The sequence below is a fragment of the Marinobacter sp. NFXS11 genome, from assembly GCF_040148675.1.
In the GTDB taxonomy this organism is placed as follows: domain Bacteria; phylum Pseudomonadota; class Gammaproteobacteria; order Pseudomonadales; family Oleiphilaceae; genus Marinobacter.
In genome coordinates this window covers 251,812-276,368 of record NZ_JAGDDV010000001.1, presented here as the reverse complement: position 1 = coordinate 276,368, position 24,557 = coordinate 251,812, and the positions used below count along the sequence as shown (strand labels likewise).

At 55.1% G+C, this 24,557-nt stretch carries 37 protein-coding genes; 17 read left to right on the top strand and 20 right to left on the bottom strand.

Annotated elements, in window-relative coordinates; translation table 11 throughout:
- Positions 1-2: 2 nt before the first annotated feature.
- Together J3362_RS01380 and J3362_RS01375 are read right to left on the bottom strand one after the other, a co-directional pair.
- Entirely contained in the window at positions 3-1,310 is a 1,308-nt protein-coding gene (locus tag J3362_RS01380; RefSeq protein ID WP_349517775.1) for an ATP-grasp domain-containing protein, read from the bottom strand.
- Positions 1,311-1,535: 225 nt separating this feature from the next.
- A complete protein-coding gene (locus J3362_RS01375; RefSeq protein ID WP_349517774.1) occupies positions 1,536-2,675 on the bottom strand; it encodes a mechanosensitive ion channel family protein in 1,140 nt (379 codons plus the stop codon).
- A 164-nt stretch (positions 2,676-2,839) separates the two neighbouring features.
- Between J3362_RS01375 and J3362_RS01370 the strand changes: the two genes are divergently transcribed.
- Entirely contained in the window at positions 2,840-3,025 is a 186-nt protein-coding gene (locus J3362_RS01370; protein ID WP_014578070.1) for a hypothetical protein, read from the top strand.
- Positions 3,026-3,033: 8 nt separating this feature from the next.
- Here J3362_RS01370 and J3362_RS01365 read toward each other — a convergent pair whose 3' ends face one another.
- Together J3362_RS01365 and J3362_RS01360 are read right to left on the bottom strand one after the other, a co-directional pair.
- Positions 3,034-3,192, bottom strand: a complete 159-nt coding sequence (locus J3362_RS01365) for a PFL_1563 family small protein (RefSeq protein ID WP_349517773.1) — start codon at positions 3,190-3,192, stop codon at positions 3,034-3,036.
- Between the two features lie 80 nt (positions 3,193-3,272).
- On the bottom strand, positions 3,273-3,602 hold the full coding sequence (locus J3362_RS01360) for a rhodanese-like domain-containing protein (RefSeq protein ID WP_349517772.1): 330 nt from the start codon (positions 3,600-3,602) through the stop codon (positions 3,273-3,275).
- A 72-nt stretch (positions 3,603-3,674) separates the two neighbouring features.
- On the opposite strand from J3362_RS01360, the gene J3362_RS01355 reads away from it, so the two are divergent.
- The 3 genes from J3362_RS01355 (at position 3,675) to J3362_RS01345 (ending at position 4,667) form a co-directional block, all read left to right on the top strand.
- Complete coding sequence (locus tag J3362_RS01355; protein ID WP_349517771.1) at positions 3,675-3,878, top strand: hypothetical protein; 204 nt, start codon at positions 3,675-3,677, stop codon at positions 3,876-3,878.
- Positions 3,879-3,986: 108 nt separating this feature from the next.
- Positions 3,987-4,163, top strand: coding sequence for a DUF1328 domain-containing protein (locus J3362_RS01350; RefSeq protein ID WP_349517770.1), 177 nt, complete (start codon positions 3,987-3,989; stop codon positions 4,161-4,163).
- A gap of 51 nt (positions 4,164-4,214) precedes the next feature.
- The gene (locus J3362_RS01345) at positions 4,215-4,667 is read left to right on the top strand and encodes an MgtC/SapB family protein (protein WP_014578074.1); all 453 of its coding nucleotides are present in this window, start codon (positions 4,215-4,217) and stop codon (positions 4,665-4,667) included.
- Between the two features lie 42 nt (positions 4,668-4,709).
- Here J3362_RS01345 and J3362_RS01340 read toward each other — a convergent pair whose 3' ends face one another.
- The 3 genes from J3362_RS01340 to J3362_RS01330 all read right to left on the bottom strand — a co-directional run bounded on the left by J3362_RS01340 (position 4,710) and on the right by J3362_RS01330 (position 6,028).
- Positions 4,710-5,144 carry an SRPBCC family protein gene (locus tag J3362_RS01340; RefSeq protein WP_349517769.1) on the bottom strand — a complete coding sequence of 145 codons (435 nt, stop codon included), beginning with the start codon at positions 5,142-5,144 and terminating at the stop codon, positions 4,710-4,712.
- Positions 5,145-5,207: 63 nt separating this feature from the next.
- Positions 5,208-5,675, bottom strand: coding sequence for an AtaL-like protein (locus J3362_RS01335; protein WP_041645499.1), 468 nt, complete (start codon positions 5,673-5,675; stop codon positions 5,208-5,210).
- Between the two features lie 50 nt (positions 5,676-5,725).
- The gene (locus J3362_RS01330) at positions 5,726-6,028 is read right to left on the bottom strand and encodes a hypothetical protein (protein WP_349517768.1); all 303 of its coding nucleotides are present in this window, start codon (positions 6,026-6,028) and stop codon (positions 5,726-5,728) included.
- 83 nt (positions 6,029-6,111) lie between these two features.
- Between J3362_RS01330 and J3362_RS01325 the strand changes: the two genes are divergently transcribed.
- Positions 6,112-6,711, top strand: a complete 600-nt coding sequence (locus J3362_RS01325; protein WP_349517767.1) for an NUDIX hydrolase — start codon at positions 6,112-6,114, stop codon at positions 6,709-6,711.
- Entirely contained in the window at positions 6,701-7,702 is a 1,002-nt protein-coding gene (locus J3362_RS01320; protein WP_349517766.1) for an MBL fold metallo-hydrolase, read from the top strand. Before J3362_RS01325 ends, J3362_RS01320 begins: the two co-directional genes overlap by 11 nt.
- On the opposite strand, the gene J3362_RS01315 is transcribed toward J3362_RS01320, so the two are convergent.
- The 5 genes from J3362_RS01315 to radD all read right to left on the bottom strand — a co-directional run bounded on the left by J3362_RS01315 (position 7,697) and on the right by radD (position 12,359).
- Positions 7,697-8,611, bottom strand: a complete 915-nt coding sequence (locus J3362_RS01315) for a DUF4124 domain-containing protein (RefSeq protein WP_349517765.1) — start codon at positions 8,609-8,611, stop codon at positions 7,697-7,699. The two genes, J3362_RS01320 and J3362_RS01315, sit on opposite strands and share 6 nt — an antisense overlap.
- Positions 8,612-8,809: 198 nt before the next feature.
- Positions 8,810-9,799, bottom strand: coding sequence for an aldo/keto reductase (locus J3362_RS01310; protein ID WP_014578084.1), 990 nt, complete (start codon positions 9,797-9,799; stop codon positions 8,810-8,812).
- Positions 9,800-9,889: 90 nt separating this feature from the next.
- The gene (locus tag J3362_RS01305; RefSeq protein WP_349517764.1) at positions 9,890-10,012 is read right to left on the bottom strand and encodes a hypothetical protein; all 123 of its coding nucleotides are present in this window, start codon (positions 10,010-10,012) and stop codon (positions 9,890-9,892) included.
- 17 nt (positions 10,013-10,029) lie between these two features.
- Entirely contained in the window at positions 10,030-10,512 is a 483-nt protein-coding gene (locus tag J3362_RS01300; protein ID WP_349517763.1) for an FKBP-type peptidyl-prolyl cis-trans isomerase, read from the bottom strand.
- A gap of 89 nt (positions 10,513-10,601) precedes the next feature.
- Complete coding sequence (gene radD, locus J3362_RS01295; RefSeq protein ID WP_349517762.1) at positions 10,602-12,359, bottom strand: DNA repair helicase RadD; 1,758 nt, start codon at positions 12,357-12,359, stop codon at positions 10,602-10,604.
- 228 nt (positions 12,360-12,587) lie between these two features.
- Here radD and J3362_RS01290 point away from each other — a divergent pair, with 228 nt between their 5' ends.
- Together J3362_RS01290 and yfiB are read left to right on the top strand one after the other, a co-directional pair.
- A complete protein-coding gene (locus tag J3362_RS01290) occupies positions 12,588-12,974 on the top strand; it encodes a DUF4398 domain-containing protein (protein ID WP_088556500.1) in 387 nt (128 codons plus the stop codon).
- Between the two features lie 27 nt (positions 12,975-13,001).
- A complete protein-coding gene (yfiB, locus tag J3362_RS01285; RefSeq protein WP_349517761.1) occupies positions 13,002-13,811 on the top strand; it encodes an outer membrane lipoprotein YfiB in 810 nt (269 codons plus the stop codon).
- A gap of 154 nt (positions 13,812-13,965) precedes the next feature.
- On the opposite strand, the gene J3362_RS01280 is transcribed toward yfiB, so the two are convergent.
- Complete coding sequence (locus tag J3362_RS01280) at positions 13,966-15,567, bottom strand: winged helix-turn-helix domain-containing protein (RefSeq protein WP_349517760.1); 1,602 nt, start codon at positions 15,565-15,567, stop codon at positions 13,966-13,968.
- A 174-nt stretch (positions 15,568-15,741) separates the two neighbouring features.
- Here J3362_RS01280 and J3362_RS01275 point away from each other — a divergent pair, with 174 nt between their 5' ends.
- Together J3362_RS01275 and J3362_RS01270 are read left to right on the top strand one after the other, a co-directional pair.
- Positions 15,742-15,963 (top strand): tautomerase family protein, encoded by a 222-nt coding sequence (locus J3362_RS01275; protein WP_070964573.1) that lies wholly within the window; start codon positions 15,742-15,744, stop codon positions 15,961-15,963.
- 287 nt (positions 15,964-16,250) lie between these two features.
- The gene (locus tag J3362_RS01270) at positions 16,251-16,457 is read left to right on the top strand and encodes a cold-shock protein (RefSeq protein WP_104322724.1); all 207 of its coding nucleotides are present in this window, start codon (positions 16,251-16,253) and stop codon (positions 16,455-16,457) included.
- 91 nt (positions 16,458-16,548) lie between these two features.
- On the opposite strand, the gene J3362_RS01265 is transcribed toward J3362_RS01270, so the two are convergent.
- From J3362_RS01265 to J3362_RS01260, 3 genes are read right to left on the bottom strand one after another with little or no spacing between them, the layout of a single operon-like run.
- Positions 16,549-16,923, bottom strand: coding sequence for a TM2 domain-containing protein (locus tag J3362_RS01265; RefSeq protein WP_349517759.1), 375 nt, complete (start codon positions 16,921-16,923; stop codon positions 16,549-16,551).
- The gene (gene yidD / locus J3362_RS19800; protein ID WP_502882398.1) at positions 16,901-17,158 is read right to left on the bottom strand and encodes a membrane protein insertion efficiency factor YidD; all 258 of its coding nucleotides are present in this window, start codon (positions 17,156-17,158) and stop codon (positions 16,901-16,903) included. The genes J3362_RS01265 and yidD overlap by 23 nt, the downstream gene beginning before the upstream one ends.
- A 3-nt stretch (positions 17,159-17,161) precedes the next feature.
- The gene (locus J3362_RS01260) at positions 17,162-17,383 is read right to left on the bottom strand and encodes a DUF4177 domain-containing protein (protein ID WP_014578093.1); all 222 of its coding nucleotides are present in this window, start codon (positions 17,381-17,383) and stop codon (positions 17,162-17,164) included.
- Between the two features lie 171 nt (positions 17,384-17,554).
- On the opposite strand from J3362_RS01260, the gene J3362_RS01255 reads away from it, so the two are divergent.
- The 3 genes from J3362_RS01255 to J3362_RS01245 all read left to right on the top strand — a co-directional run bounded on the left by J3362_RS01255 (position 17,555) and on the right by J3362_RS01245 (position 18,842).
- Complete coding sequence (locus tag J3362_RS01255; protein WP_349517758.1) at positions 17,555-17,842, top strand: YHS domain-containing (seleno)protein; 288 nt, start codon at positions 17,555-17,557, stop codon at positions 17,840-17,842.
- A 121-nt stretch (positions 17,843-17,963) separates the two neighbouring features.
- Entirely contained in the window at positions 17,964-18,131 is a 168-nt protein-coding gene (locus J3362_RS01250) for a hypothetical protein (protein WP_349517757.1), read from the top strand.
- A 30-nt stretch (positions 18,132-18,161) separates the two neighbouring features.
- Positions 18,162-18,842: a flagellar basal body-associated FliL family protein gene (locus tag J3362_RS01245; protein ID WP_349517756.1), complete on the top strand. Its 681-nt coding sequence runs from the start codon at positions 18,162-18,164 to the stop codon at positions 18,840-18,842.
- Positions 18,843-18,891: 49 nt separating this feature from the next.
- On the opposite strand, the gene J3362_RS01240 is transcribed toward J3362_RS01245, so the two are convergent.
- The 3 genes from J3362_RS01240 to J3362_RS01230 all read right to left on the bottom strand — a co-directional run bounded on the left by J3362_RS01240 (position 18,892) and on the right by J3362_RS01230 (position 21,336).
- Positions 18,892-19,524 (bottom strand): DUF1294 domain-containing protein, encoded by a 633-nt coding sequence (locus J3362_RS01240; protein ID WP_349517755.1) that lies wholly within the window; start codon positions 19,522-19,524, stop codon positions 18,892-18,894.
- 178 nt (positions 19,525-19,702) lie between these two features.
- A complete protein-coding gene (locus J3362_RS01235; RefSeq protein WP_349517754.1) occupies positions 19,703-19,996 on the bottom strand; it encodes a hypothetical protein in 294 nt (97 codons plus the stop codon).
- Positions 19,997-20,169: 173 nt separating this feature from the next.
- Positions 20,170-21,336: an AMP-binding protein gene (locus tag J3362_RS01230; RefSeq protein ID WP_349517753.1), complete on the bottom strand. Its 1,167-nt coding sequence runs from the start codon at positions 21,334-21,336 to the stop codon at positions 20,170-20,172.
- Between the two features lie 209 nt (positions 21,337-21,545).
- Between J3362_RS01230 and pyp the strand changes: the two genes are divergently transcribed.
- The 3 genes from pyp to J3362_RS01215 all read left to right on the top strand — a co-directional run bounded on the left by pyp (position 21,546) and on the right by J3362_RS01215 (position 22,997).
- On the top strand, positions 21,546-21,959 hold the full coding sequence (pyp, locus tag J3362_RS01225) for a photoactive yellow protein (protein WP_349517752.1): 414 nt from the start codon (positions 21,546-21,548) through the stop codon (positions 21,957-21,959).
- Between the two features lie 231 nt (positions 21,960-22,190).
- Complete coding sequence (locus J3362_RS01220; RefSeq protein WP_219120594.1) at positions 22,191-22,535, top strand: PBPRA1643 family SWIM/SEC-C metal-binding motif protein; 345 nt, start codon at positions 22,191-22,193, stop codon at positions 22,533-22,535.
- Positions 22,536-22,562: 27 nt separating this feature from the next.
- The gene (locus tag J3362_RS01215) at positions 22,563-22,997 is read left to right on the top strand and encodes a DUF3010 family protein (RefSeq protein ID WP_349519235.1); all 435 of its coding nucleotides are present in this window, start codon (positions 22,563-22,565) and stop codon (positions 22,995-22,997) included.
- Between the two features lie 51 nt (positions 22,998-23,048).
- Here the strand turns inward: J3362_RS01215 and J3362_RS01210 are convergent, their stop codons facing one another.
- Positions 23,049-23,492 carry a DUF4174 domain-containing protein gene (locus tag J3362_RS01210; protein ID WP_349517751.1) on the bottom strand — a complete coding sequence of 148 codons (444 nt, stop codon included), beginning with the start codon at positions 23,490-23,492 and terminating at the stop codon, positions 23,049-23,051.
- Positions 23,493-23,773: 281 nt separating this feature from the next.
- Here J3362_RS01210 and J3362_RS01205 point away from each other — a divergent pair, with 281 nt between their 5' ends.
- A complete protein-coding gene (locus J3362_RS01205) occupies positions 23,774-24,523 on the top strand; it encodes an SDR family NAD(P)-dependent oxidoreductase (protein WP_349517749.1) in 750 nt (249 codons plus the stop codon).
- Positions 24,524-24,557: the final 34 nt, after the last annotated feature.

Below are 24,557 nucleotides of genomic sequence, written 5' to 3'. Positions count from 1 at the left end.
TCCTAGACGTAGAAGTCCAGATCTTCCTGCGATTTCAGCAGATCCCGCATCTTGATCGGGTCATCCCCGAAGAAGAACACAAGACCCCAGTGAGTACCGAAAGCGGATCGGTCCGGAACTGTTTCCTCGGCAGGGGCCACCAGCTCGTGAGACTCGAAGTAAGGATGCTCAATGCACTCTTTGGGCATTTCCAGCTTGCTCACCACGCGGCGTCTCGGATAAACACCGAAGCAGCCGGCATAACCTTTGGCATCGACCACCTCGCGGGGGAAGAAGGCATCGACCTCTTCCTTGGTGCTCTTGGGATCAAACACCAGCATGGAAGCCTGGTAGGCATTGAATCCATACGCGCGTTCAATCAATTCGAAGGCCTTGAACCCGGGTGGACGATACGCAACTTCGCCAAAGTACATGGTACCGTCGCTGGTCACGAAGTACTCCGGATGAATCAGGCCGAACTGGATATCAAATGTTTTGACCAGCAACTCGATCTGCTTGGTGATAGCTTCGCGCCAGCTTTCAAGTTCCTTCGTGGCAGGAACAAACACCGAGTAACCCAAGGTGACGTACTCTGAAATATTCAGAAACTTGATTTTGCCATCATGGATCCAGGCCTCAACAGCGAATTCCCAGCCACTCAGGTGACTTTCCATGAGCAGGGGGTATTCCTCGTCCGGAATCGTATCGATTTCTTCCAGCGTGCGGATCATGCGGTGACCCAGGCAGCCGGCTTTATCGAACGCCTTCACGTGAATCGGATCGTCCGGGTCACCATCCAGTTTGAGCAGCGTCTGGTTAACCCGCTTCATGAAGCGAATGATGTCATCCTTTTCGTGGGCTTCTTCGAAAATCCCGACGCGAATACCACCAAGTTGGGCCCGACGTTTCATCAGCGCCTTGTCCCGGAACAGAATCGACTGGCCATACATGCGGGGATTGTCGAGCAGCACGGAATTGATCGCTCCGGACCATTCAACTGTCTCCTCGAACAAAGGGACAGCAACATCCACGCCTTCGGCTTTCAGTTTTTCAGCGATTTCCATAGAGCGATCGTTCAGGCGAACAAAATCCCAGGCGATAAAAGGAATATTATTGGCCGTGCAAAAATCGGCAGCCCAATCCGGGGCAACCACGATATAGCGGCGATCGAACTTCTGAGCCGCCTTGATCGCATTAATACTCCAGCCAAGAAGGGCAATATAGCCCTTGTTTGGATCCTTGGGTGTTTCCGTTCCTAGAACCGAGTCCATGGAGGGATCGCGCCAGGCCAGCACTTCCTGCGACATTTTGGATTCCGGTGTGATCGCCATAAATTAACCTTTTGTATTCGAAACAACGCAAAGGGCATTGGCAACAACCCGATGCGTCAGACCAGAGTGTCCCAGCCAAACGCGGAAATTAGTTTCCATACACAACAATCTAGACCCTTACAGGCCAGGAAGCGAGCCTGACCCTCCGCTATCAAGACGATTGCGAAAGGATCTGGAGTCACAAGATGCAAGCATCCAAAGGGCTGCCTGCAAGGATTTTCCGTTTTATCCCCGTAGCCTGTAGAAGGGTTCGAGAACCGGCTTCAATCCTTTTGCATCGTCAATAAACAGCTGCAGATGCGGGAAGGGAATCTCTATACCGGCGGCATCCAGGGCTTCTTTCATCTGCTCGAGAATATCGGCCATGATTCTGGGCCGAACATCCAGGTTATCCGGCGTTATCCACACTTTGACTTCGAGGTTCACTGACGAATCACCAAGGCTTTTGAGCAAAACACGGGGCTCCATGCCAGCGCCCTGCAAAACTTCGGGATGCGCCAGCAAAACCGGCATCAGCACTTCCCTCGCCGCCTTCGCAGATTCCTTGTAGGCAATTCCCACCGGAATATTCAGGCGGGTCACACCCTCTGCGCTGTAATTGATGATATCCGTGGAGGCAACACTGTCGTTTGGAATCATCGTGAAGATATTGTCCCGGGTTCGCAGCCAGGTAGTTCGCAAGGCAATCTTGACCACTTTGCCCTCTTGCCCGTTGATGGTGACCCAATCACCAATCCGAAAAGGCCTTTCAATGAGCAGGGTGATACCGGCAATGAAATTGGAGAGAGTTGATTGCGCTGCAAAACCAACGGCAATACCGACGATGCCCAGACCGGCGATAATCGACACCACATCAAAACCGAACTGGGCAAGCACCGTTACCACCGCAAGGGTTGCCGCGATAACCGCAAACAGATTCTCGACCAGTTGCCGGATGGAAGGATCCATTCGATAGCGTGAAGTACCGTCCTTGATCAGCCGCCGAAAAACGACCCAGACCACATAGAAACCGAGGACCATGAAACCCGCCCTCGCCATCGCCTTGAGAACCTCAGGAGAAACCCCGAATTGCGCAAGAATAACCACCAGCGCACCCAACCCCGCCAGATAGCGCAGGCCGCTGCGCATCTGGGTGTAAAGAGGGGTTTTGGTTCGCCGCTCACCCAGCCCCAGCCTGATGGCAGCTATCAGAACCAGATAAACTCCGAGGAATACGCCAAGGTAGATTACAGAAACCAGCAGCTGGCCAAGTATCTCTACCAGCAACGCACCCCAGTCGAGATTCTCGCCGGACACAGCCTGGAAGGCATCGCCAAGATTGCGACGGAGTTGCTCAATCAAATCTGCACCGAATGATTCCACCATGATCTGTACGACACCTTTGCTGTCTATACATCAAGTAAAGGCTCGAACAGCAATTTGCTCAAATGCCCCTCAAAACCTCTCTGAAGCGTATGTGCAAGTTACATTGACGGATCACTCTGCAAGGTGCTCAATATAAGAACGATGACCTTGTGGAGGAGATAACAATGAAATGGATTGTGCTCGCAGTAATTGTCGCGATCATCGCCGTCTGGCTGTATCGGGGCAAACGCAAAAACTACATTGAAGATCCTGATGTGAAAACATTCGATGAGAAAGATTACTACCTCACATCGAATGACAACGCCTCAGATGACGAGTCCTCCCCCGATCAGAGTAATCCTCGTCACTGAGATAGGCGTTACTTTTTCAGGCTGATCTGCTTTGAGCCCGTGGGGGCAACTTGTCCGCTTTTGCCCTTGCCGACATATTCCACGGATCCGCCCGCTTTTAAAAAGGCGGCGGTCTGTTCTTCAATCGCAGCTGAGGTCAGCGTAACTTTCTCGGGTTTCTTGCTCATAATGGTATCCAGGTCAGGATGGCTTAATTAACAACATAAGCTTTCCATCATACCAGAAGTGGCTAAAAATTGTTCGCTCCCTATAGACTGCGCGCTTCACGCGCCTCAGCCAGGCTCCCCTTGTTTTCAACATTTGTATAGCCGGCACGTTCCAGAGCCGATTTTGCTTTACCTGCCCTATTGCCACTGCGGCAATAGAGATTGATCTCTGTGTCTTTGTCCGGGAACTTCTCGGTAACCTCTGCAACAATCTGGTCATGCGGAATCAGCGGGTCCCCTTCTATGTGGCTTTGCTGATGTTCCGCCTCTGTGCGGACATCGATCCACACGGGCTTCGCTTGCGCTATTATCGGTGCGAGCACAAGTGATAACAGGATTAGCACCGCTTTCACTGAAAAAGACACTCTCATAATTAACTTGCTCCCTATTTTGAGGCTCTACCACTAGTCTATACGAGTAAACTTACCGGAGGAGTTCATCGCATGGAAACCGCTGACATCTTCCTGTCGCTGCTGTTCGGCTGCATCGGTTTCGCATATTTCATGTATGGCCGGCGCAGGAAAAACATCGTCACCCGATACTGCGGCATTGCCATGATCCTGTATCCCTACCTGGCCGGCAGCGCCTGGGAGATGCTGGCAGTGGGTGTGGGGCTCATGGTTGTGCCACGGTTTGTCGAGCTCTGATGTCTGATGAATGCCCCGTTACTATCCCTTCACAAAGACGCCTGAAAGTTGCGCACTGCCCATCCGCGTGCCACGGTTAGACCACAACCCTGAAAAGGAGGATGGCAAATGCTCTATTGGGCTATCGTCTGTCTGGTAATCGCGATCATTGCGGGTGTTCTTGGTTTTGGAGGTATTGCAGGAACGGCCGCCGGCTTTGCGAAGATATTGTTCTTCATTTTTCTGGTACTGCTGGTTGTATCGTTACTAGTGAACGTCTTCCGGGGCAAGGGCCCCAAAGTCTAGGGCATGTCCCGAACGCCAAAATACACTTAACCTTTCCGTTGGGGACCTCGCATGTTCGAGAGTGAAATCCCACCACTGGACATCATTGTCCGCCTGCTCATGGCCGCCGGTTTGGCGCTGGTGCTCGGGCTTGAGCGGGAACTGCGAGGGAAACCCGCGGGGCTCCGCTCTCACATGCTGGTTTCCGTAGGAGCCTCTGCATTCATTCTGATTGGCCTGCATATCCTGATGACGACCGCAGAAGGTGATCCTTCGGCCCGGATAGACCCGTCGCGGATCGTTGAAGGTGTGATCGGCGGTATCGGATTTCTCGGCGCCGGCTGCATTATTCAAAGCCGCGGAAGCGTTCAGGGCATTACCACCGGCGCTTCCATCTGGATTTGCGGAGCGATCGGTGTCGCCTGCGGTCTGGGCACGCTGGTTCTTGCCAGCATGGTGACCGTGTTGGCACTCATTATCATGGTTGTGCTGGGCCGATTTGAACGGGAAATGATCGAGGAATGACTGACTGGCAGGCCAGCATGTCGTCCCGGCTGAGCTGAAATCCTAGAGCCGCTCAATAGACTTGAGCAGAGAATTGAAAGCCCTCGAAAAGCTGCGCTCAGCCAATCGGTCCATTACCCCACCCAGCAGCGGCACTTGCACATGCCCTTCAGAAACCCAGGTTACCCGAGTCTGTTCACCTTCTGGCTTTAAAACAATCTCTCCCTTCGTGTGCTGAACGCCGAACGGGCTCGATTTTTCAATTTGATAGTGCATTCGGTTTGGCCTCTCGAACCGAGTAATACGCTCAGTGAGCTCGAGCCGGCCCGCTCCGATAATTCTCAGGGCGCCAGTGCCATTTTTCTCGTCACTACCCTCTTCAATCAGTAAAGACTTGCTAACCCCCGGAAACCGAGCGTAGCGGGCGTGATCAGAGATGGCTTCAAAGACTGACTCGATATCCTTCTCGAGAACTCGTTCGACATGAATGCGAAACATGGCTACTCCTCAACTGTGGGCTCACAGACAGGATACGTTCCCACTCCATCAAACGAGTGGGATTTAGCAGAATACCCCTGTCTCAGCCAACTGCCGAATGATCTGAATCGTCTCAATGTCTGTGGCTACATAGGCCTGTTCAAGATACTGGTCATAGGGCATCGAATCACCGCGGTTCTCAATACTCGCTGTTTCATACCGGAAACGGACAAACAGTGATGCCGGCTCGGGCTCTTCGATATCCATGACAAGTGTTGCGGCCGGGAGGGTGGCCGTTGGCTGGGTCCGATACTCTATCCTTGCCTCGTGCCAGAAAGTGACTTCATCGACCACCTGCAGTCCCGGCAGCTGGAGGCTACGCTTCAGGTAAGCCGGGCCCTGATCCAGAATCTCGTAATCATCGACACCAACGAGGAACTTGTCCGGGCGCCGGGCCCTGAGCACCAGCCCCTCCCACACCTGGAATCGGGTCAGAACCGGTAGCTCTGGCTTGGTCAGGTCGTTTATCTGAACGATATGCTCGAACGTCATCTGGCCTCCTGTCGGGTGCTATCCACAACACTTTGCCAGCCCTTTGGCCACTACGGAACCCTCGTATAAGCCTCCCTGACCTTGATCATGGCGATCCTGGAATCGTCTGGCTCCAGCCCGTTCTTGTTCAGTTGCGCAATCACCATTCGCCCAACCCTCGGGCATTGCGAACGGGGAATATTATGTTTTACAAAAATATCGGCTATGGCCTGCGGCGCTGGATCCCGGTTTGACTTGAACAGCGCGCCTATTTCCGAGGCACAGGCCTGATCGACAGGGTCGGTATTGTTTTTACTTCGCCAGACCAAAAACGCGACGATAAGTACAAAAATTCCACCGATCACAAACTGCATTTCACTCTCCCGTTTCAATATTGCATCTAGCCTGTGCAGGATGTGTTTAACTACAACCTACCATTACCAAAGGATAGGCTTTCGTGACCTCGAAGTCCTGGGTAAGCCAATTGCGCCCCCACAAGATACCGTTTCGGCGCCGGTTCGCCCGAGCGTCCGTCGCCCTTATCTTTCGAACCGCAGAAAACGGCGGCAAGGAGCTTCTCTTTATCCAGCGGGCCCGCAGAGAGGGTGATCCCTGGTCCGGCGACATGGCCTTCCCGGGAGGCCGCCTGCAACCTGAAGATGCATCTGCCCTGGCTGCTGCCGAGCGGGAAACACTGGAAGAAACCGGCATGGACCTGAGGCGCCACGGCCGCTTTCTCATCCGGCTGTCCGACTTGGTCACCCGCCATCACAGCCGCTGGCGTCCGATGGTGGTTACCCCCTATGTGTTCGAGTGGCGGGGACCGAAGTCGGTCTCAACGAATCATGAAGTCGAGCGAGCGGTCTGGGTGCCGATGGACTACCTCGGCGCAGACGCGAACCAGGGCCGACGTTCCTGGCGCACGCCCCTGGGCACACTCAACATGCCCTGTTGCCGTTACCAGGATGCCTGCATCTGGGGATTAAGCTACAGCATGTTGCAGGAGCTACTGGCATTGGCCCCTGGCAAGAATGAGAGTCCGATCCATGACCGTTGACCGTAACCGCCTTGCCGCTCTCGCTGCAGAACCGCATTTCTATCGGGGCAGGTACCGCAACCTGGAGCCAGTCCCCCGACATGGCATTGGCGATTTTATGCGCTGGCAACTGGCCCCGGGTCGCAACTTCCCAAAGGGAAAACGCTTCACGCTGCTGCGGCCAGATACGCATTCCCTGATGAGCCCGCCCGAAGAACCACAACTGGTCTGGCTGGGTCACGCCTCGTTCCTGTTCCAGTATCGTGGTCTGAACGTGCTCACCGACCCGGTACTGTCGGAACGCGCCAGCCCCTTTCAACTGGTCGGGCCGAAGCGTTACACACCGCCGGCCCTGACGGTAGCAGACATGCCGCCGATTCACCTGGTGCTGATTTCCCACAACCACTACGACCACCTTGATGAGAACACCGTGCGCCAGTTACACCGGCGCTTCGGAGATAACCTGCGCTTCTGCATTCCCCGAGGGCTTAAGCAATGGTTCGAGAAACGGGGAATCCATAACCTGGTGGAACTGGACTGGTGGCAATCCGAGCCCCTGCCTGGCGACCGCGAAGTGTTCTGCCTTCCGGCTCAGCACTTCAGCGGCCGGACCCCCACGGATACCAACACCTCACTCTGGTGCAGCTGGCTACTGGAGATCGACGGTTTCCGGCTCTATTTCGCCGGCGATACCGGCTACGGGGGAATCTTCAGGAAAATCGGCGAGCTGTTCTCGCCAATTGATCTGGCGCTGCTGCCCATTGGGGCCTACGACCCGCGCTGGTTCATGGCGCCGGTGCACGTGGCCCCGGAAGAGGCGGTGAGCATTCATCAAGATATCGGTTCCCGACAGTCGGTGGCGATGCACTGGGGCACGTTCGTGCTCACCGACGAGCCCATGGACGAGCCGCCCCGACGGCTAAGGGCCGCCCTGGAGCGACAAGGGCTGAACGAAACGGACTTTCGGGTGATGCAGCACGGGGAAGTCTGGTCGCCGGCTTCGAACTTATAACCTGACGACGCCCTCTCCCTGATCGTGCAACCAGCGCCGCCAGTCGAGGGCCAGCATGCTTACACCACCAATGTAATTGTCGTTGACCAGATAATAGGAGATGGTGCGATCACCCCGATTAAAGTTGTGCATTAGCCGCACCACAAAATTTCTTCGGGTAGGTTTGGACATCAGGAAATACACGAACTGGCCAGACTGGGCCCGCAGGCTTCCGCGCCCCGACAGATCTGAGTGACGCCACTTGTTGCTTGGCAGCTTCAATAGCTGGTCGATGCCCGCCAGACGGCCCCGTTCAAGCGCCTGATCAACCACCCACTGATTTTCACGGTGACGCTCAAAATACAAGCCGGATTCATCGCGCTCAATGGTCTCCATCTGCTCTGCCAACCCCTCGTTCAGCCAGGCTGGCGTATAGGGAACGATGGTATCGACAACCGCATGACTTACTTCGTGCTTGATGGTTTTGAAGGTGAGGTTTCTGTTTTTACGAACATAGACGACGATCTGGTGTTCGGAAGGTATGTAAAGCCCATAAGAGGCAACAGCCATGCCCCTGTTCTGACGGACGAGGTAGTTACGGTATGCCGCGCTGTCTTTGAGAATCAGGATATTGACCGGCACCGTCCGGTGCATATCAAAAGACATCACCCGGTCGAAGAACTCATAGACGTTGTTAACGCCTTCAACGATCTGCTGGTGTTCCGCTTCGCTCAGCTCAACATCAACAGTTCTGATATCGATCTCAAAACGCGACCATTCAGAGACACCTGGCTTAACATTGACCACTTCCTGCGCGACCCGGTTATCCTGCCGATCGCCAAAATGCACTTGGCCGTTTTCATCCACCCATTTATAGATCTTTGCAGAAACCGGGCACGCAGCCATCGTAAACAGCGTTAAAACCACCACTGGATACACGGCTTTCCTTAACCTTTTAAACACTGCGCCTTACCCGACCGAGAGATGAGAGATAGTTGCGGTAGCTAAAAAGGTACAGCGAAAGGCAGGATATGCCAACACGCATGATCGCTTCGCGTGACAGGCTTACCGGGCTCCCTGCAGTCTCTCCATTGGTCACTGCAAAGAACCCGGTTTTTCTGCGGAGAATTAACGGGTCGGCGGCGCCATGAACTCAGGCCCTACCGGATCAGTAATGCACCGATCCAGAATGCCATCAATTTCGGCCATCGCATTCTTGTCGAGAGACCAGCCGTCGATTTCGTCAACCGGGTCCAGCTGTTCCGGTCTTCTCGCGCCCCACAGCGCTGTTGTGACGCCGGGTTGATCCACCAGCCAGCGCAGGGCCAGCGCCAATACACTTTTCTGGTACCGCTCTCGGGCGAACGCATCCAGTTCGGCCACGGCATTCAGATACTGCCGATAGCGATCGCCCTGGAACTTCGGATCATTCTTGCGCAAGTCGTCACCGGTGAACTGAGTGTCTTCCCGCATCTTGCCGGTCAGAAAGCCGCGGCAAAGACCGCCGTAGGTGATGGTGGCAATGCCGTTTTCCCGGCAATACGGCAAAATATCCTGTTCGATCTCCCGTTCAAACAGGTTATACGGGGGCTGCAAACTATGCAGGGGCACGCTCTTTTGCAGCTCATCCATCTGAGATGGCGTAAAATTACTCACGCCAATGGCGCGGATTTTTCCCGCCTGGTATAGCTTTTCCAGCGCCCTCGCAGTTTCCTCCATCGGCGTCTTCGGATCAGGCCAGTGGACCTGATAAATATCGATCCGGTCGGTCTGCAGGCGTTTGAGGGAATCTTCAACTTCCCGCTCGATCCGCGAGGCACTCGCATCGCGCCAGACCTTGTCGTGATCATCATTCCAGTTCAAGGCCACCTTGGTGGCCAGAGCCACCTGATCCCGCCGGCCATCTGAGAGTGCCTTGCCCACAATCTCTTCGGAACGACCGAAACCATACACCGGCGCCGTATCCACAAGCCCAATGCCTTTATCGATCGCCCTGTGGATCGTATCGATGGACTGGGCTTCGTCGGTTCCACCCCACATCCAGCCGCCAATGGCCCAGGTGCCGAGCCCGACGGGCGTTACCTGAATGTCGGTGTTGCCGAATGTACGCTTATCCATGCTTCCTCCTCTTGCCTCTGAACTCATCTGGAGAGAACGCGGTAATTTGATTGCTACCTAACACAGACATGGGAGGAACAACGGGTGAATTCAACCCGGCAGCTTAATAAGCTCGCCAACGACCCCATCTTCGCTGACCTCCGAGCCTTTCAAGGCTTCCAGGGCTTCTGGACGCATTTTGCTATGGGTATCTGCAATCACGCCGATCTGCATGCCTGCCTCCCAGCTACTTAGTGGTGATGCCCACCCGGGCCATGCGCGTGGCCGTGGGCTATTTCTTCCGAGGTCGCGGCGCGCACGTCAATAACCTCAATATCAAAGGTCAGGGTTCTGCCGGCCATCGGATGGTTGGTGTCAACGTCGGCAAATTTGTGGCCCACCTTGGCAACAACCACGTGGCGAGGCCCCTGCTCGGTCTGTACCTGAGCAACCATGCCCGCCTTCCAGCGTTTGGCCCCCATCATATGCTTGATCGGCACACGCTGGATGGCATCGGGCTTGCGGGGCCCATAGGCTTTATCGGGAGTGACAGTCACACTGAAGGTATCGCCGGCATCGCGACCTTCCAGGGCTTCTTCCAGGCCCTTGATGATGCCGCCATGGCCATGCAGGTAGGCGTTCGGCTCACCGCCGCGGGAGTCTTCAACAACATTATTTTGCTCATCACGCACACTGTAATGGAACAGGACGACCTGGTTCTTTTCGATTGGCATAGGGTTCTCTTCGATGATTTGAGGTACGCCATTATAACGAGCAGCGGAGCTGACTGCAGGCAAGGAAATGCAGTACAGGAAAACCGGGCCTACACCTCATTCGCTTTCCGGTAATGCCCCTGATAATCAAAAACCCGCTCCTGCACCCGCCAATAGTGCTTTTGCTTCCGCGCAATCACGAAATCCGGTGCCGGCAACAGGGCCCGTAAATCAAGCACCTCACCCACTGAACTGAACGCTTTCGGGGCCTGGCTATTGGCAAAACGACGCCCGAACAGTTTATTAAAAACAGCGCGTTGGCCCGGCTTGCTGAAATCAAACGACTCGCCGAGTTCTTCCCCATCTTCCCCGTGATAGGTGATCTTCAGCTTGCTGCCATCGGCAACCAGCGATATCCCGGCGCAGCGGATGACCATGGCATCCTTGAGCTTCAGCGCATCTCTCAGCTGATCATCCGGGTCGATGATGGCTTTCTGGCACTGGTGACAGTTGCGGGCTGCGATATCATTCTCGGCCCCGCAATGCGGGCACTCCTTGAAGCGGAAACGGTAATCGCACTGCTGCGGGCGTTCATCCTGAACCCCGTCAACCGGCTCGAGCAGTCCCTGACAACGACGCCCGTAATGCTCAATCACCAGGCCTTCACCGTCAGTCTTGCCCCAGAAAATGTTTGCAAACCCACATCCCGGGCAGAACACCTGCACCGGTTCACTGTCGGGGTTCGGCTTTGGCTCCCCCACTTCCGGATGATGCAGATTCACATGGTTGCCGGCGTAATCGATCACCAGGCAATCCTGTTTACCCTCATCCAGACGAAGCCCGCGGCCTACTATCTGCTGATAGAGACTCACCGACTGGGTGGGCCGAAGAATGGCGATAAAGTCCACATGGGGCGCATCAAAGCCCGTGGTGAGTACAGACACGTTCACCAGATATTTCAACTGCCGCTGCTTGAAGCGCCGAATCAGCAAGTCCCGATCCTTCAGATCGGTGGCGCCCGTTATCAGGGCAGTTTCGTGTTCTGGCAGGTACCCGGCGACCTCCCGCGCATGCTCCACGGTGGCCGCAAAGATCATCACGCCCTGACGCTCGGCAGCCACCTCCACAACCTGCTCAATGATCGCCCGGGTCACGCGCTTATGTTTGCTCAGCAGCTGGTTAACGTCCCTCTCGGCGTATTCGCCAAAGCGGTCCTGGGGCAGCGCAGAGAAATCGTATTGCGCCACTGCCGCGTTCACCAGCTCCGGCCGGGTGAGATACCCCCGGTTGATCATGTAACTCAGCGGTAGCTCGTAAATGCAGTGCTGAAAGGGCTTGTCATCCTCGCCCCGAACAAAGCCCCGATAGTGATAGCGATAGATCCAGCCAATGGCCAGACGGTAAGGCGTCGCAGTCAGCCCGAGCACTTTCAGAGAATCGTTCTGTTGCCGCAAGAGCTCTATGATGCGCTGATACTGGCTGGTTTCTTCCCCGCTGACCCGATGGCATTCATCGATAATAACCAGCGAGTATTCGTCCCGAAACTGATCCAGATTCGCCGATACCGACTGCACACTGGCAAAGGTCACCTGGTGGTGACTTTCCTTCCGCTTCAGCCCGGCGGAGAAAATTCCGCCGGTTAACCCGTAGCTCTGGTACTTGCCGTGATTCTGCTCTACCAGCTCCTTTACGTGGGTTACCACCAGGATCTTTCGCTTCGCGAGACGTGCCAACTCGGCAATAACCAGGCTTTTCCCAGCACCGGTTGGCAGCACGATAACGGCGGACTCATCGGTTTTCCGAAAATGAGCCAGCGTGGCATCAACCGCTTCCTGCTGGTAAGGCCGGAGTTTGAAAGGAGCGTTCATTTTGGAGGGCTTACTCGTTCTCAGACAGTGTGTTTCGGCTCTTAATGTTCATTGATAAATGCTCATGTGCACAACACCACTGACTGCTATCTTTGAATTGAGGAAGTAGAGGCGTTTGAGCTGACAGATACCCTGAGTTCTCCTCCAGGTCCATTACCACAGATCAGCAACCTGACTGGATTAAAGGAATCAGTCAGGCCTCCGTTTTCCAGTACAAGGAGATATTGCATGAGCAATTATATGTCGATATTGGGCGCCGTCGGGATTGCCGGCATAGCCGTCGCTATCACCGGTTGCGCAGGCTCCGTGGAGCCCCCCACCTCTCAAATGCGAGCCGCCGAATCTTCCGTTCAACAAGCGGTGTCATCCGACGCAAGAAACTTTGAGCCAGTGCTCCTGAATCAGGCCCAGAACAAGCTTGCCGATGCCGAAGAGCTCATCGACGATGAAATGAGCGAGGAGAATTATCAGAAAGCACTGCACCTTTTGGAACAAGCATCAGTCGATGCTCAGCTGGCCGGCGCGCGTGCCGATACTGCGAAAGCCAAACAGGCTGTGGAAGAAATCAACAGGAACATTGAGTCTCTTCGCCAACGCATGAATGGAAGCCAGTAAGGGCGCCAGTTTAAACAGGAGATTGATATGAACAATCGATACATGACTTTGAGCATGGTTGTCGGCTTTTCCATCTTCCTGGCCGGATGTGCCAGTACGCCCAAGGACAATCAGATGGTTGACGAAGCAAAGGCAGCCTATGAGGATATTCGAACCGATCCAGACGTTGCCCGCAGTGGCGACCGCCAGTTGAGAGCCGCCAGGGATCAGCTTGCCCGCGCTGAGCGATTACTGGAAGAGGGCGCCAGCACCGCGGAAATCGAGCATGCGGCCTACCTCGCCAACCGCCACGCCGAGATTGCCCGGGAACAGGCCGAACGTGCCCGGCTGCAGCAAGAGATAAACTCCGCCGAAGAACGGCGCAAGGAATTGGAGTTGCAGGCGCGCTCTGCACAGGCTCAAGCGGCCCAGCAGGAAGCCGCCGAACTGCGCCGGCAGATGGAAGCCATGCAGGCTGAGCAAACAGACCGTGGCATGGTACTTACCCTGGGTGACGTTCTGTTCGACCTTAATCGTGCTGAACTGAAGCCGGCCGGTGAAACCACCGTGGGTCGCCTTGCTGACTTCATGGCTGAATATGAAAACCGTCGCGTACGCGTGGAGGGATACACGGACAGCACCGGAGCAGAATCTTACAACCAACAACTGTCAGAGCGTCGAGCTGAGGCTGTAAGAGAGGCCCTGATGGATAGAGGTATTAGTCGCGCTCGGATCGAAGTGCAGGGATTCGGCGAACAATACCCGGTGGCTACCAATGAAACGTCGGCAGGGCGCCAACAGAACCGGCGAGTCGAAATAGTCATTTCCGACGCGGACGGCAATATAAAAACACGCTAGGAAGCGATTTCGTGTAGCTGTAATCAGTTAAGTCTGCCGTACCGGGTGAGGTCATGGTTAATTATCAGGGCCCGCACCCGGTTTTGTCGGACCGTCCCAGCCCAATCCATTTAGTCGGGCCGAAGCGGTTTACGCCGCCAGCCCTCGAATGTTCCTAGGACGACAGTCCCGCCAGCAAGCCACATTTTTGTAACAATGCCATCTCAGCGCGACTGGCAAAGCGGGCGATGTCTCTCTGGCCCAGAGACGGCCGGATACGACGTGCATCGCTCAGGGCATCGACTGCCCGCGGAATATTGCCCTCGTGAATATGGGCAATGGCGAGTACAACTCTGGGCAGGAAAATTCGGTCATCACAGCGACAGGCATCGCTGGCTGTTCGAATGGCATCGTCAATCTGGCCAAAATTGAGCATCCCCCGGGCGAGCAACGCGCCCCAGGCAGAGCGACGATTATCACGCGGGCTGATCTTCATGCCCCGAAGCATAAAATCGATGCCCTGAACTTCACCCTGGCGAATCATGGCCGCTCCCAATGCGGCAATCGCCTGGGCGTTACTCGGATCGAGTTCCACTGCGCGCCTTAACATGCCGACGCCCCGTTGCAGATCCCCCATATCGGCAAACGCACAACCTGCATAGCCCAGAACATCAGTATCCTGACCGTCCAGGGCCACGGCTTTTTCAGCTGATTGCGCGGCCTCAATTAGCCATTCATGCCCACGGATGAGCCCCACCAGATGGCCAATGGCGATAATCAAGGCAAGATAGGCATGGGCAAACGCGAGTTCCGGATCCCGCTGGATCGCTTGTCGCAAAAAGTTCGCAGCTTCGGTGAAACTGTCCTCACTCCAGCCTTTTTGGCCAAGAATGGCATGTCCCTGGCGATACAGTGCCCAGGCACCCAGATCCACCGTGCGTCGCTTCCGGAGCTGGATCAGCTCAGCCCGATTGAGTTGGGGTTCAATCCGGCTCACGATCTCGCGAACGACCTCCTCTTCCAGTGCGTTCAGGCTTTCCGCCGGGATTAATTTCCGATCCGACCAGAGCATGTTGCCACTCGCCGCGTCCAGTAGCTGGACTCCGACTCGCAGATTGTCCCCCTTGGGCCACACCGAGCCTTCGATGACATAATCCACATCCAGCTCTCTTGCGATTTGCTGAATGCTCACTTCGCGGTGACGATACTGAAAGGTGGTGTTGCGAGACAGCACGAAAAACCCGGGAATGCGGGCCAGGTGAATACTGATATCTTCGCAAAGCACTTCGGCAATCCAGGCAATCTGATCAACGCCCACTGCGTGCGCGAACGGAAGCACCACCAGCACGGGCTGCTCTTTCTCCCGTTCATTGCGGGACGAAAACAGGCAGGCGGCAGCCAGTTCCTGGTGCGCCTCCGCAGCACTCTGTTCCATGAAATCCGGGCCAGAGGTCTGAGCAAGCAGCTCGGACGCATCCATATTGGCCACGAACCGATAGCCGCGACGGTTGAATGTAGCAATGAAGCCCTGAGTCTTCCCGTCATCCCCCAAGGCTTTGCGTACAGCTTTGATGGCACTGCTCACGGCGGAATCGCTAACAACCTTGCCGGACCAAAGCTGGTCCAGCAGTTCCGCCCGGCTCACGATACGGTCTCGATGAGTCAACAGATAGGTCAGTAAATCGAAGACAAGCGGTTCCAGGGGCTGGGCTGTGCCGGCGCGACGCAGCTGGAGCTGATGGGTGTCCAATTGAAAATCAGAAAAACTGAAAATCATGGATCTGTTCCGCTATGGCTAGCTACTTTCTAAATTAGCAGACAACACCCCGAGATTCTCCACATATTCTCCACATCCTCCCCAAGTATCGCCTGGCGCAACATCGTAGACTGATCTCAGGTTGTTTTTCACGCCCCCATCAAGGGGCTTTCAACCACAGAAAGGAGCACCACCATGCCATTAGTCACTATCAACCTGATTGAAAACGTATTCGACAAGAAACAGAAGCAGGAGATGATCGCGAAAGTCACCGACGCCATGGTAGGCATTGAAGGCGAAGCCATGCGAGGTCTGACCTGGGTAGTCATCAATGAAGTGAGCGAAGGAGAATGGGGAATCGGAGGAAAACCCCTCAGCAGCGACGACGTCCACAAAATCCAGGCCTCTGCTGCCTGAGGTCAAGATGGGCCGGTCACCACACCGGCCCATCTTTCGCCGGAAAACTGTAACAAAGTTATTTTCCCAATATATGAAACTTTGCTATGCAGGGCCTATTAATTAGCGTACTGTCTCTTCCGTTGGAAAGATTTAGCAAAGCATTTCACGAATAAGACCTCTTGTGTTGTCACACCTTTTGTCCTGTTTTTGATCCTGCACGTTTTTTTGTTTCCCGCATATCGCTGATCAAAGATCACAACGATCATTTGGCGGCACCTTATTGATTGAATTCAGGAAAGCTATTTATGTCTACAGTTACCGGCAACGTTAAGTTCTTCAACGAAGCAAAAGGTTTTGGTTTTATTACTCGTGAAGGCGGCGCAGACGTCTTTGTTCATTACAGCAATATTCAGGGTGGCGGTTTCAAAACTCTGGCCGAAGGCCAGGAAGTTGAGTTTACCGTGACTCAGGGCCAGAAAGGCCCGCAGGCAGAGAACGTTATTGGCCTGTAAATAACAGCCAAAACGTAATCAAAAAAGGCAGCCTCAGGGCTGCCTTTTTTATCGAAAACCAGAAGTGAATTAACGCCCCGTTTTTCGTTGGTTAATAGCGCCGCAACAAATTCCGATAAAGCCGATTATTCCAGTCCTGGACAATAATCTGGGATCTGAAAAGTTGCCACAGCTCCCAGGAATAAACGATCGCAAGCAGTATAACTCCGGGCAAAACCAAACCAGCGACGAAACACCCGATAGCAACAAGCAAAGCGCCAATATCCATCAGCCCCCATTGCCAGCGCCCCAGGTAAAAATGGTGCAGTCCGGTGATAAAAAACCAGTTCAGTGCCGCGTAGGTATCCGGGTCCTTCACCGCTTTCCCGGCCTTCCGGTAGAATTCCACTCGCTGTTCTTCTGAAAGTTCTCGAATCGCCTTTCTGAGGGCTTCTTCCTCGGCATCAACCTCTTCTTGTCTCAACATGCCCGACATCCCCCGTGACCGGCTCAATGCATTTACAGATCGCGTCCGGCCTGTTGCACCTGCGAAGACGGTGAAACGTTAACACCACTCCCTTGCGAAGACCGAACCGGCGAATAGCTTCCTCGGAATAAGCCGAGCAACTCGGCTCAAAATTGCAGTCGATGCCAAACCATCGGGTACCACCGCCTGTCCGACGATAAAACCCGATGGCCTTCAGCGCTAACGCCTGCAGCACCGGTTAGCGCCCCAGGGTCACAATCACGGATTCACGCTGCCAGAACAGCCAGAAACGCTTCATCTCCAGAACCTGGAATACCACCTGCCAACCCTCGGCGGCATACCGATTCAATTCTGCTTCAATTTTTTTCAAAGGCAGGCCAGAGGAGCCGAGCAGGAGCGTGCCACAGCCACCTTCCGAAATATGGACCATCTTGTATTCGGTAAAACGTTGAGCCGTCATTCCATTTCCTTATGTTTAAACATTTGTCCCTGATTTGAGGGACTTGAAAGCCTATCCCAAATTTTCAGCGCGATAAACCTCACAGTTCACGGCTGGGATTTATCAACGCACATATCTGAAATTGCCAAGCGAATCTTTGTGATGAGACTCGAATCCGAGGGGACAACAAACATGAACAGACAACTGACATTCATCACCCTTGCACTCCTCTTTACCGCCAGCGCCTGGGCCTCTCAGCCTGCCGTCTATACCGGCCTGCTGAGCAATACCGGGGCGGGCGGTTATTGCGCCTGGGCGGTGACTCAAGGCTACCTCGCCAAAGGCGATCCAAAACACTGGGCCATCCGCGATGGCCGCCTGTATTTGAACTACAACCAATCTGTTCAGGATCGATGGCTGAAGGACACCGAAGGATTCATTCAGCAGGCAGACGTAAATTGGCCAAAGGTTCTGGAATGACGAAAAGAATTGGTCTCGGTTTAATCTCAAACACGCCAGGGGTAGCAGCCCGCCAGCGGTCTGCCCCGCTGCAAATACCGTACTACTCATGATGCATTTTTAATCAGGACCGGGGTGTCTTATGGAATACGAACACGCTATTGTGAAATTTGAAGGCGACGTTGCCGTTCTGCTCTGCAACGGCTGCAGCATCAAGATCGCAGAGGGCGCCGAGCACGAGGACCGTGAGCATTACTGCACCATGTGCATGAGCGGCAATTGCAAAGCGAAATTCAAAAAAGGGAACTAAAACCACCGCGTTAAAGCGGTGTCATCGGCAATGAATGAAACAACCGACGATAAACCAGCATCCGCGCCACCACCCGCAAAGAAGGGCTTCAGTGGCCTGCATGTCTTCGGCATTGTCCTGCTCACCATCGTTGCCACTGTCGGCATTGGTTACTGGTGGTTAAGCCACTATGTGTTCCCAGACAACTTAGAACCCGTAACCCTGAATGCCAGTGAACAGGATTCACTCAACACCAAACTGAATAATCTGGGCATTGATACCCGGGGCGGTGAATCTGGCGGTCCGCTGCAGCCGGAGCCCTACAGTGAAGTCGGTGCCAGCCGGGAGGTACGTTTCAGCGAGCGGGAACTCAATGGCATGCTCGCCAACAACACCGATCTGGCTCAACGACTTGCCGTCGATCTCTCGGACGATCTTCTGAGCGCGGTGCTTCTCGTGCCTTTTGAAGAGGGTTTCCCTGTACTCGGCGGCAGAACGGTGCGAGTAAATGCAGGAGTTGAACTCTCCTTTGCCAACGGTCGCCCGCTGGTTAAGTTAAAGGGAGTGAGCCTGATGGGCGTTCCCATCCCCAACGCCTGGCTGGGCAACCTCAAGAACGTGGATCTGGTCAACGAGTTCGGTGCCACCCCGGGGTTCTGGCAATCCTTTGCAGCCGGCGTGGACTTCATCCAGGTCCAGGATGGACGGTTGCTCGTTCGGCTCAAGGAGTAGCCTCTGACGTGCTTCGTGGCCAACTCAGACGCAGATCGTATGCCCCGATTCAATTCTGCGTCATAATGACCGGTTTAATCTCCAGCGCCTGCCGCGCAAACTCGGCATCAGGCCAGAACAACAGCCAGCCGAGCACCGCAAGATTGAGGATCACATAAACCCAGAAGACCACCTGAAACGAGGTTTTGCGGGTTTTATGACGAAAGAATTGCTGGCCCACCAGCGCACCCGGCCAGCCACACAGAAGTTCAAAAAGGTGTAGCCGTCCCTCCGGCACGCGCCGGTTGCCACTCTCGGCGGCTCCTTTGTCGATCGCGTACATCAAGAAGGTAACCAGGCTCATCACCCCATAAGCCACCGGCAAAAGAACCGGCACATAGCCCGAAAGATACAACGTCGACACCGCCCCACCGACTGCCGCAGCAATCAACAGCGCAAACCAAACTCCGGGCGCGACCGCTGCGCGGTGACGTGCGACGCCGGCGTACTGGAAACTGGCCGCTCTTAACCGCCCTTTCTCGTCTTTGGTCTGCGAGTAAACGACCTTACGGCTGGCCAAGGGCCTGCCCCGCCCCTTATAGGCGCTGATGTGAGCAAACAGACGCTCACCCCCGTTTTCCGGTGTGATAAAACCGAAGCCCTTGCCATCGTTCCATGAGGTGAGTGAGCCTTTTTGATTCACTTATTTCTTCCCTGGATAGTTAGTTTTGTGCCTGACACAAAAAGCCCGCAGCACTGAAACAAACTCAAGAGCGGACTTTCCGTGATACTTCACGAGATTTTACTCCGGCTACCCCCTCAGTTCATAGCAAGCTCACCAACGCTAAGCTTGCCACTACAGCCAGGAAAATTTCCGGCCATCACATTGATGTTTTATCCCCCTCGGACATTCCATCCTTTTTCATAGCGTCTTTTTCCATATCCTCTTTCTTCATGTCCTCATCCATCATGCTTTCGGTCTTCATCCCGTCATGCATGGTGTCCATGGTGTCGGACTTCATGGAGTCTTTGGCCATGCCGTCATCTTTCATGTCATCCTGCATCATGGTGTCGTCCATTCCCTTTTTGCCCTTATCCATGTCGTCTGCATGGGCCGGGGCCATAAGGGCCAGGGCGGTACCGAGAGCCAAAAGCGTCGCTGTCAGGCTTTTCATTGTGCATTCTCCTTATTGGAAATAGTGTCTATTCGACACTGCCGCCCCCATACCTGAAGGCCAGCAGCATCAGAATGCAGACTAACCAGGAACGCTTACGCGGCCGTCACGACTGGGTAAAAAGTCGATCAAGGAAAGGTCACAAAACCGTCACGGGAGCAAGGTCAACACTGTTACCAGTCACAGAGTTTTCCCATGGCATTCCGGGGCAGCGCATCGCCCAGAGTCAAATTGATAGGGCGTTCGGGGGCTGTCAGATTCGCCTTCAGCCATTCACGCAGTTCGGCTTTCAAACCATCATTTCCAGGATGTTCGGCAACAATGAAGGCTTTCAGGCGCGTGCCATGGTCGGTCGCCATCGGACGCACAGAACAGCTCTCGACCCCGGGGTGACTTTCAATGAAGGCTCTGACCCGGTCTGGCCAGACGTTGACACCGCCCACCTGGATGGCCTCATCTCGCCGCCGCAGGGGAATCAGGGTACGCTCTGATTGCCATTCAACGTGATCGGGTAACAGGCCGACAGTGCCCGCATCAGACACCAAATGGTCGCCATCCTGCCTCTTCCAATGTCGGAATAGCTGAAAGCCACGCCCGGTCTCCGTGCGCCATGCAATGCCGCCGGTATCGCTGGCGCCATACACCTCAATCATCGTCTCCAAGCCCTTCGCCAGAGCCGCCCGAACAACCTCCGGTGGGCAAGGCGCAGTCGACGTCACGCCGATCACTCCCGGCGGCAGCGCATGGCGGGCACTGCCCAGATACTGCCACCATTCCGGAACGGCCAGCAGCAGGTCGCCATGCTGGAGGTTGTGATGGGCTTCTTCAACAGCCTCTCCACCGTGGATAAGCGTCAGGTTCAGTTCCTCACTCAGCAGCGGTCCCCAGATGAATCCATAGATATGATGCAGGGGCACCAGGGCAATGATGCGCCGGGCATTACCAACAATCTCTCTGATTTCCCGGACTTCCGAAAGAAGGTGAGCAAGCCTCTGGGCCACCAACTTTGGTTCGCCCGTGGTGCCGCCAGAACGGAACCAGATCTGATCGAGCGTGCCATCGTTGAGGTTGTCACAAATCAGTTCACTCCATTCGCTCAATCGATGGCGCCGCAACAGCCATTCCTCAGCGCCGGTTCTCTCAAGCTCAAAGAATTCCGTCACCCTACGGGCAACCGCCAGCTCATCCAGAGAATCCAGAGCGGCTGGGCCATCCCGCAAATGGTCGCTGGCCTGTAAATCAAGCAGCAATTCGTTTACGGCTACCCCACGGTCGGCAGCCAGCGTCGCAGCCACCAAGTGCTGCAGGGTTACGATGCAATTAGAACGGGAAAGCGGCATGGTCAGGACTCAACGGCGTTTAATACAGGTCTGGCGCTACGAAGGCACATGAACCTCATTACCAACGGTTACGCTGATTTGTTAAAAAACGACGTTTGCCTGGCTGGGGCTTATGTAAAAAATTGTCAGTAGCCGCTTATCCGTGCACCGATTTCCCGCCTTGTACGTAAGGTTTGACAACCTATCTGTTGCTGTAAGGGGTGCACCGAATGAAAGTGAAACGCGTGAAGTTTGAAGTGGAAGACCTCGAAAATGCGATGTCCAGCCTGAGTGATTCGGAAATCGATAACCTCATGTTCGGCGCCATTGAGCTGGACGCAGAAGGCACCATCCTGCGTTACAACATCGCGGAATCTGAACTGACCGGCCGAAGACCCGACGATGTGATTGGCCGGAATTTCTTCAACGACGTTGCTCCGTGCACCAACAGCGACGAGTTTTCCGGGCGCTTCTTCAAAGGGGTGGAAACAGGCGAATTCAATGCTGTGTTCGAGTACGTGTTCGATTATCAGATGGAACCGACCAAGGTACGAATCATAATGATCAAGTCTGTCAGCCAGGACACCTATTGGCTGTTGATCAAGCGGAAGCTCCTGAATGAGACTCGGGAGCAGCGTCAGTAGACCTGTTCGGTTCATTCCCGCTGGGGTTTACGGGCTTTCTGCACTTGGGGTAATCACTCCACCCTGCGTAAACTGCCCTTCAACAACCCCTGGAGCCGATCACCTGGTTCTTTTCGATTTGCGTCGGGCTTTCTCGATGGATTCGCATCTCCCTATATCGCCGTCTCCATAAGCATGCTAAAAGACTCCTCCCGGCAGTAGCTCGGGCATTCTCCCCATCAGGATCTCAGCATGTCAGATAAATTTTTCTTCAAAGGCCGGCAGGACGCACGCCAGCACCACACCGCTTACGGCGGCTTTCAGACCAACGCCAGCCAGAAGAGTGGCAGCAAGAAATACCCGCTTACGCTCGTGGTAACCAGTGACGCGCGTAAGCAGGAAGTCGAAGCGCAGGTGGCGAAGGCAAAGCTGTACGCGAACATTTCGGTGGATACCCGCGAGGGCGCCGTTGAGTCCATTACCGAACTCACCGCTATCCTGACCAAAGGCGGGACGGTTACCACCGTAAAATCGCCTTCCCGCAACGACATCTGCAACTGCGGTAGCGGGCTCAAATTCAAGAAGTGCTGCGGCTGATAACAGGCGGACACGGGGGAAATGGCTATGATTGTTTGCGGCGTTGAGCTTACCGGCAGTGATGCAGTGGTGTGTTTGCTGAATATGGACAGGGGGCAGTTCAACCTGCCGGAATGCAAGGTGCGCAAACTGTCACTGCCAAAAAACCATAGCCGTGAAGACCTGAAGCAGTTCCAGGCAGCCTTTGCCGTGTTAATGGCCGAGTACAGCGTGGCCCATGTCGCGATCAAAGAGCGGATGCCCAAAGGCAAATTTGCCGGTGGTGCTGTCAGCTTCAAAATGGAAGCGGCCATTCAACTGATCACCGACATCGAATTGACGGTTACCCTGCTTCCCGCCGCTCTCATCAAGTCCACCCTGGCGGCCAACCCGCTGCCTATTGCGTTTGCGGAGACGGGGTTGAAGGCCTTCCAGGAAACGGCTTTTATCGCTGCCTATGTGGGCCAGCTGCAAGGCCGTTGAAGCCTGGGAGGGTGTAACGGAGCATTGAATCCTGTGGTGGCTCCACAAGATTCAATCGCTGGTTCGCATCTCCCGAATGCGCATGGGCATGCCGTCGATGCGGCGGAAAATGGCGCCGAGGTCAAGACTGGATTCGCGGCTTTTGATACCGCCGTCTTTGCCGATCAACAGGACTCGGCCATACGAACGGGACTCTTCAAGAACAGCCTTGATGTCGCTCTGGAGGCTGCCCGAAACCGCTTTCTGATTTGAAACCACATCCGACCCGGTGCTCACAAACCAGACAACATCCCGGTCATCGATCTCTGCCCGGGCACTCCTGAGTGTTTCGATCTCGCCGCCATTCTCACTGGCGGCTTGAACCAGGATAAGCCGGTTTTTCCACTGGTAGTCGTTCAGCCTGTTCATGTCGGCCCCGTGAGTCGTCAGTGTGATAAGCGAAAGCACCACTGTCAGAGTGGCTTGCCTTGTTGTGGCGACTAGATTGAAACTCATGCCTTTATTCCCGTGATCATTATCCGAAGACGATACGAGAACCTGGGCTCACCTGATCATACCCCTGGCCTGCCTTGGCATCAGCGCTCCATCGATGAAGCCGGTCTCTCCCTGCCAGTCTTCTGGCGGCTCTGACGGCACATAGACCACACTCTCATCACCCAACTTTTCATGATAGGCGATCTGCTCGACGAGCGAGCCATGACCTGGTAGAACCTAGACAAAACAGTTTGCGATGCCCGAGGGCGAGACCAAACCTTATGGGAAAACAGGAGCATTCAATGATGTTTGATTTCCACGGCCGGCGCGTCATCGTCGCTGGCGGCAGCAAGGGTATTGGCCGGGCAATCGCGTTGGGGTTCGCCCGGGCCGGGGCCAGCGTCTCTGTGTGCGCCCGCGGGCAGGCGTCCCTGGACGCTCTGGCAGAAGAAGTGGCAAGCGAAGGGCTGGCACTGCATGTGGCCCCCTGCGACATCGGCGACAAGGCCGAGCTGGAAACCTATCTGCAGAACGCCATGGGCGAGTTGGGCGGCCTGGACGTGCTGGTCAATTGCGCCTCGGCGTTCGGGCGGAAGGACAACGAAGAAGGCTGGTTGAGCAGCGTTGAAGTGGATCTGATGGGCACGGTTCGCGCCGGCCATATCTGCCTGCCTGCGCTTAAGGAAACCGGGGGTACAATCATCAATATTGCCTCCATCGCCGCCCTGCACGCCTCGACACGCACCGCCCCCTACGCAGCCATCAAGGCCGCCGTCGCTCACTACACCGGCAGCCTGGCGGTGACCATGGCCCCGCATAAAGTGCGTGTTAATGGCATTGCCCCTGGCTCGATCGAGTTTCCGGGCGGCGTTTGGGATCAGGCCCGGCAGAACAATCCGGAGCTCTACCAGCGTATTCGCGGAGGGATTCCCTTCGGGCGCCTTGGCACGCCTGAGGAAGTCGCCGACGTCGCGTTGTTCCTGGCCTCCGATATGGCCCGCTGGATTACCGGCCAGACACTCGTGGTGGACGGCGGCCAGGTTTTGTCCTGAGCCACCAACTCATCGCCCAAGGAGTTTTATAAAG

Coding starts and splice junctions, on each gene's coding strand:
- J3362_RS01380 (WP_349517775.1), bottom strand. CDS start 1,310: ATGGCGATCACACCGGAATCCAAAATGTCGCAGGAAGTGCTGGCCTGG.
- J3362_RS01375 (WP_349517774.1), bottom strand. CDS start 2,675: ATGGTGGAATCATTCGGTGCAGATTTGATTGAGCAACTCCGTCGCAAT.
- J3362_RS01370 (WP_014578070.1), top strand. CDS start 2,840: ATGAAATGGATTGTGCTCGCAGTAATTGTCGCGATCATCGCCGTCTGG.
- J3362_RS01365 (WP_349517773.1), bottom strand. CDS start 3,192: ATGAGCAAGAAACCCGAGAAAGTTACGCTGACCTCAGCTGCGATTGAA.
- J3362_RS01360 (WP_349517772.1), bottom strand. CDS start 3,602: ATGAGAGTGTCTTTTTCAGTGAAAGCGGTGCTAATCCTGTTATCACTT.
- J3362_RS01355 (WP_349517771.1), top strand. CDS start 3,675: ATGGAAACCGCTGACATCTTCCTGTCGCTGCTGTTCGGCTGCATCGGT.
- J3362_RS01350 (WP_349517770.1), top strand. CDS start 3,987: ATGCTCTATTGGGCTATCGTCTGTCTGGTAATCGCGATCATTGCGGGT.
- J3362_RS01345 (WP_014578074.1), top strand. CDS start 4,215: ATGTTCGAGAGTGAAATCCCACCACTGGACATCATTGTCCGCCTGCTC.
- J3362_RS01340 (WP_349517769.1), bottom strand. CDS start 5,144: ATGTTTCGCATTCATGTCGAACGAGTTCTCGAGAAGGATATCGAGTCA.
- J3362_RS01335 (WP_041645499.1), bottom strand. CDS start 5,675: ATGACGTTCGAGCATATCGTTCAGATAAACGACCTGACCAAGCCAGAG.
- J3362_RS01330 (WP_349517768.1), bottom strand. CDS start 6,028: ATGCAGTTTGTGATCGGTGGAATTTTTGTACTTATCGTCGCGTTTTTG.
- J3362_RS01320 (WP_349517766.1), top strand. CDS start 6,701: ATGACCGTTGACCGTAACCGCCTTGCCGCTCTCGCTGCAGAACCGCAT.
- J3362_RS01310 (WP_014578084.1), bottom strand. CDS start 9,799: ATGGATAAGCGTACATTCGGCAACACCGACATTCAGGTAACGCCCGTC.
- J3362_RS01305 (WP_349517764.1), bottom strand. CDS start 10,012: ATGCAGATCGGCGTGATTGCAGATACCCATAGCAAAATGCGTCCAGAA.
- J3362_RS01300 (WP_349517763.1), bottom strand. CDS start 10,512: ATGCCAATCGAAAAGAACCAGGTCGTCCTGTTCCATTACAGTGTGCGT.
- radD (WP_349517762.1), bottom strand. CDS start 12,359: ATGAACGCTCCTTTCAAACTCCGGCCTTACCAGCAGGAAGCGGTTGAT.
- J3362_RS01290 (WP_088556500.1), top strand. CDS start 12,588: ATGAGCAATTATATGTCGATATTGGGCGCCGTCGGGATTGCCGGCATA.
- yfiB (WP_349517761.1), top strand. CDS start 13,002: ATGAACAATCGATACATGACTTTGAGCATGGTTGTCGGCTTTTCCATC.
- J3362_RS01280 (WP_349517760.1), bottom strand. CDS start 15,567: ATGATTTTCAGTTTTTCTGATTTTCAATTGGACACCCATCAGCTCCAG.
- J3362_RS01275 (WP_070964573.1), top strand. CDS start 15,742: ATGCCATTAGTCACTATCAACCTGATTGAAAACGTATTCGACAAGAAA.
- J3362_RS01270 (WP_104322724.1), top strand. CDS start 16,251: ATGTCTACAGTTACCGGCAACGTTAAGTTCTTCAACGAAGCAAAAGGT.
- J3362_RS01265 (WP_349517759.1), bottom strand. CDS start 16,923: ATGTTGAGACAAGAAGAGGTTGATGCCGAGGAAGAAGCCCTCAGAAAG.
- J3362_RS01260 (WP_014578093.1), bottom strand. CDS start 17,383: ATGACGGCTCAACGTTTTACCGAATACAAGATGGTCCATATTTCGGAA.
- J3362_RS01255 (WP_349517758.1), top strand. CDS start 17,555: ATGAACAGACAACTGACATTCATCACCCTTGCACTCCTCTTTACCGCC.
- J3362_RS01250 (WP_349517757.1), top strand. CDS start 17,964: ATGGAATACGAACACGCTATTGTGAAATTTGAAGGCGACGTTGCCGTT.
- J3362_RS01245 (WP_349517756.1), top strand. CDS start 18,162: ATGAATGAAACAACCGACGATAAACCAGCATCCGCGCCACCACCCGCA.
- J3362_RS01235 (WP_349517754.1), bottom strand. CDS start 19,996: ATGAAAAGCCTGACAGCGACGCTTTTGGCTCTCGGTACCGCCCTGGCC.
- J3362_RS01230 (WP_349517753.1), bottom strand. CDS start 21,336: ATGCCGCTTTCCCGTTCTAATTGCATCGTAACCCTGCAGCACTTGGTG.
- pyp (WP_349517752.1), top strand. CDS start 21,546: ATGAAAGTGAAACGCGTGAAGTTTGAAGTGGAAGACCTCGAAAATGCG.
- J3362_RS01220 (WP_219120594.1), top strand. CDS start 22,191: ATGTCAGATAAATTTTTCTTCAAAGGCCGGCAGGACGCACGCCAGCAC.
- J3362_RS01215 (WP_349519235.1), top strand. CDS start 22,563: ATGATTGTTTGCGGCGTTGAGCTTACCGGCAGTGATGCAGTGGTGTGT.
- J3362_RS01210 (WP_349517751.1), bottom strand. CDS start 23,492: ATGAGTTTCAATCTAGTCGCCACAACAAGGCAAGCCACTCTGACAGTG.
- J3362_RS01205 (WP_349517749.1), top strand. CDS start 23,774: ATGATGTTTGATTTCCACGGCCGGCGCGTCATCGTCGCTGGCGGCAGC.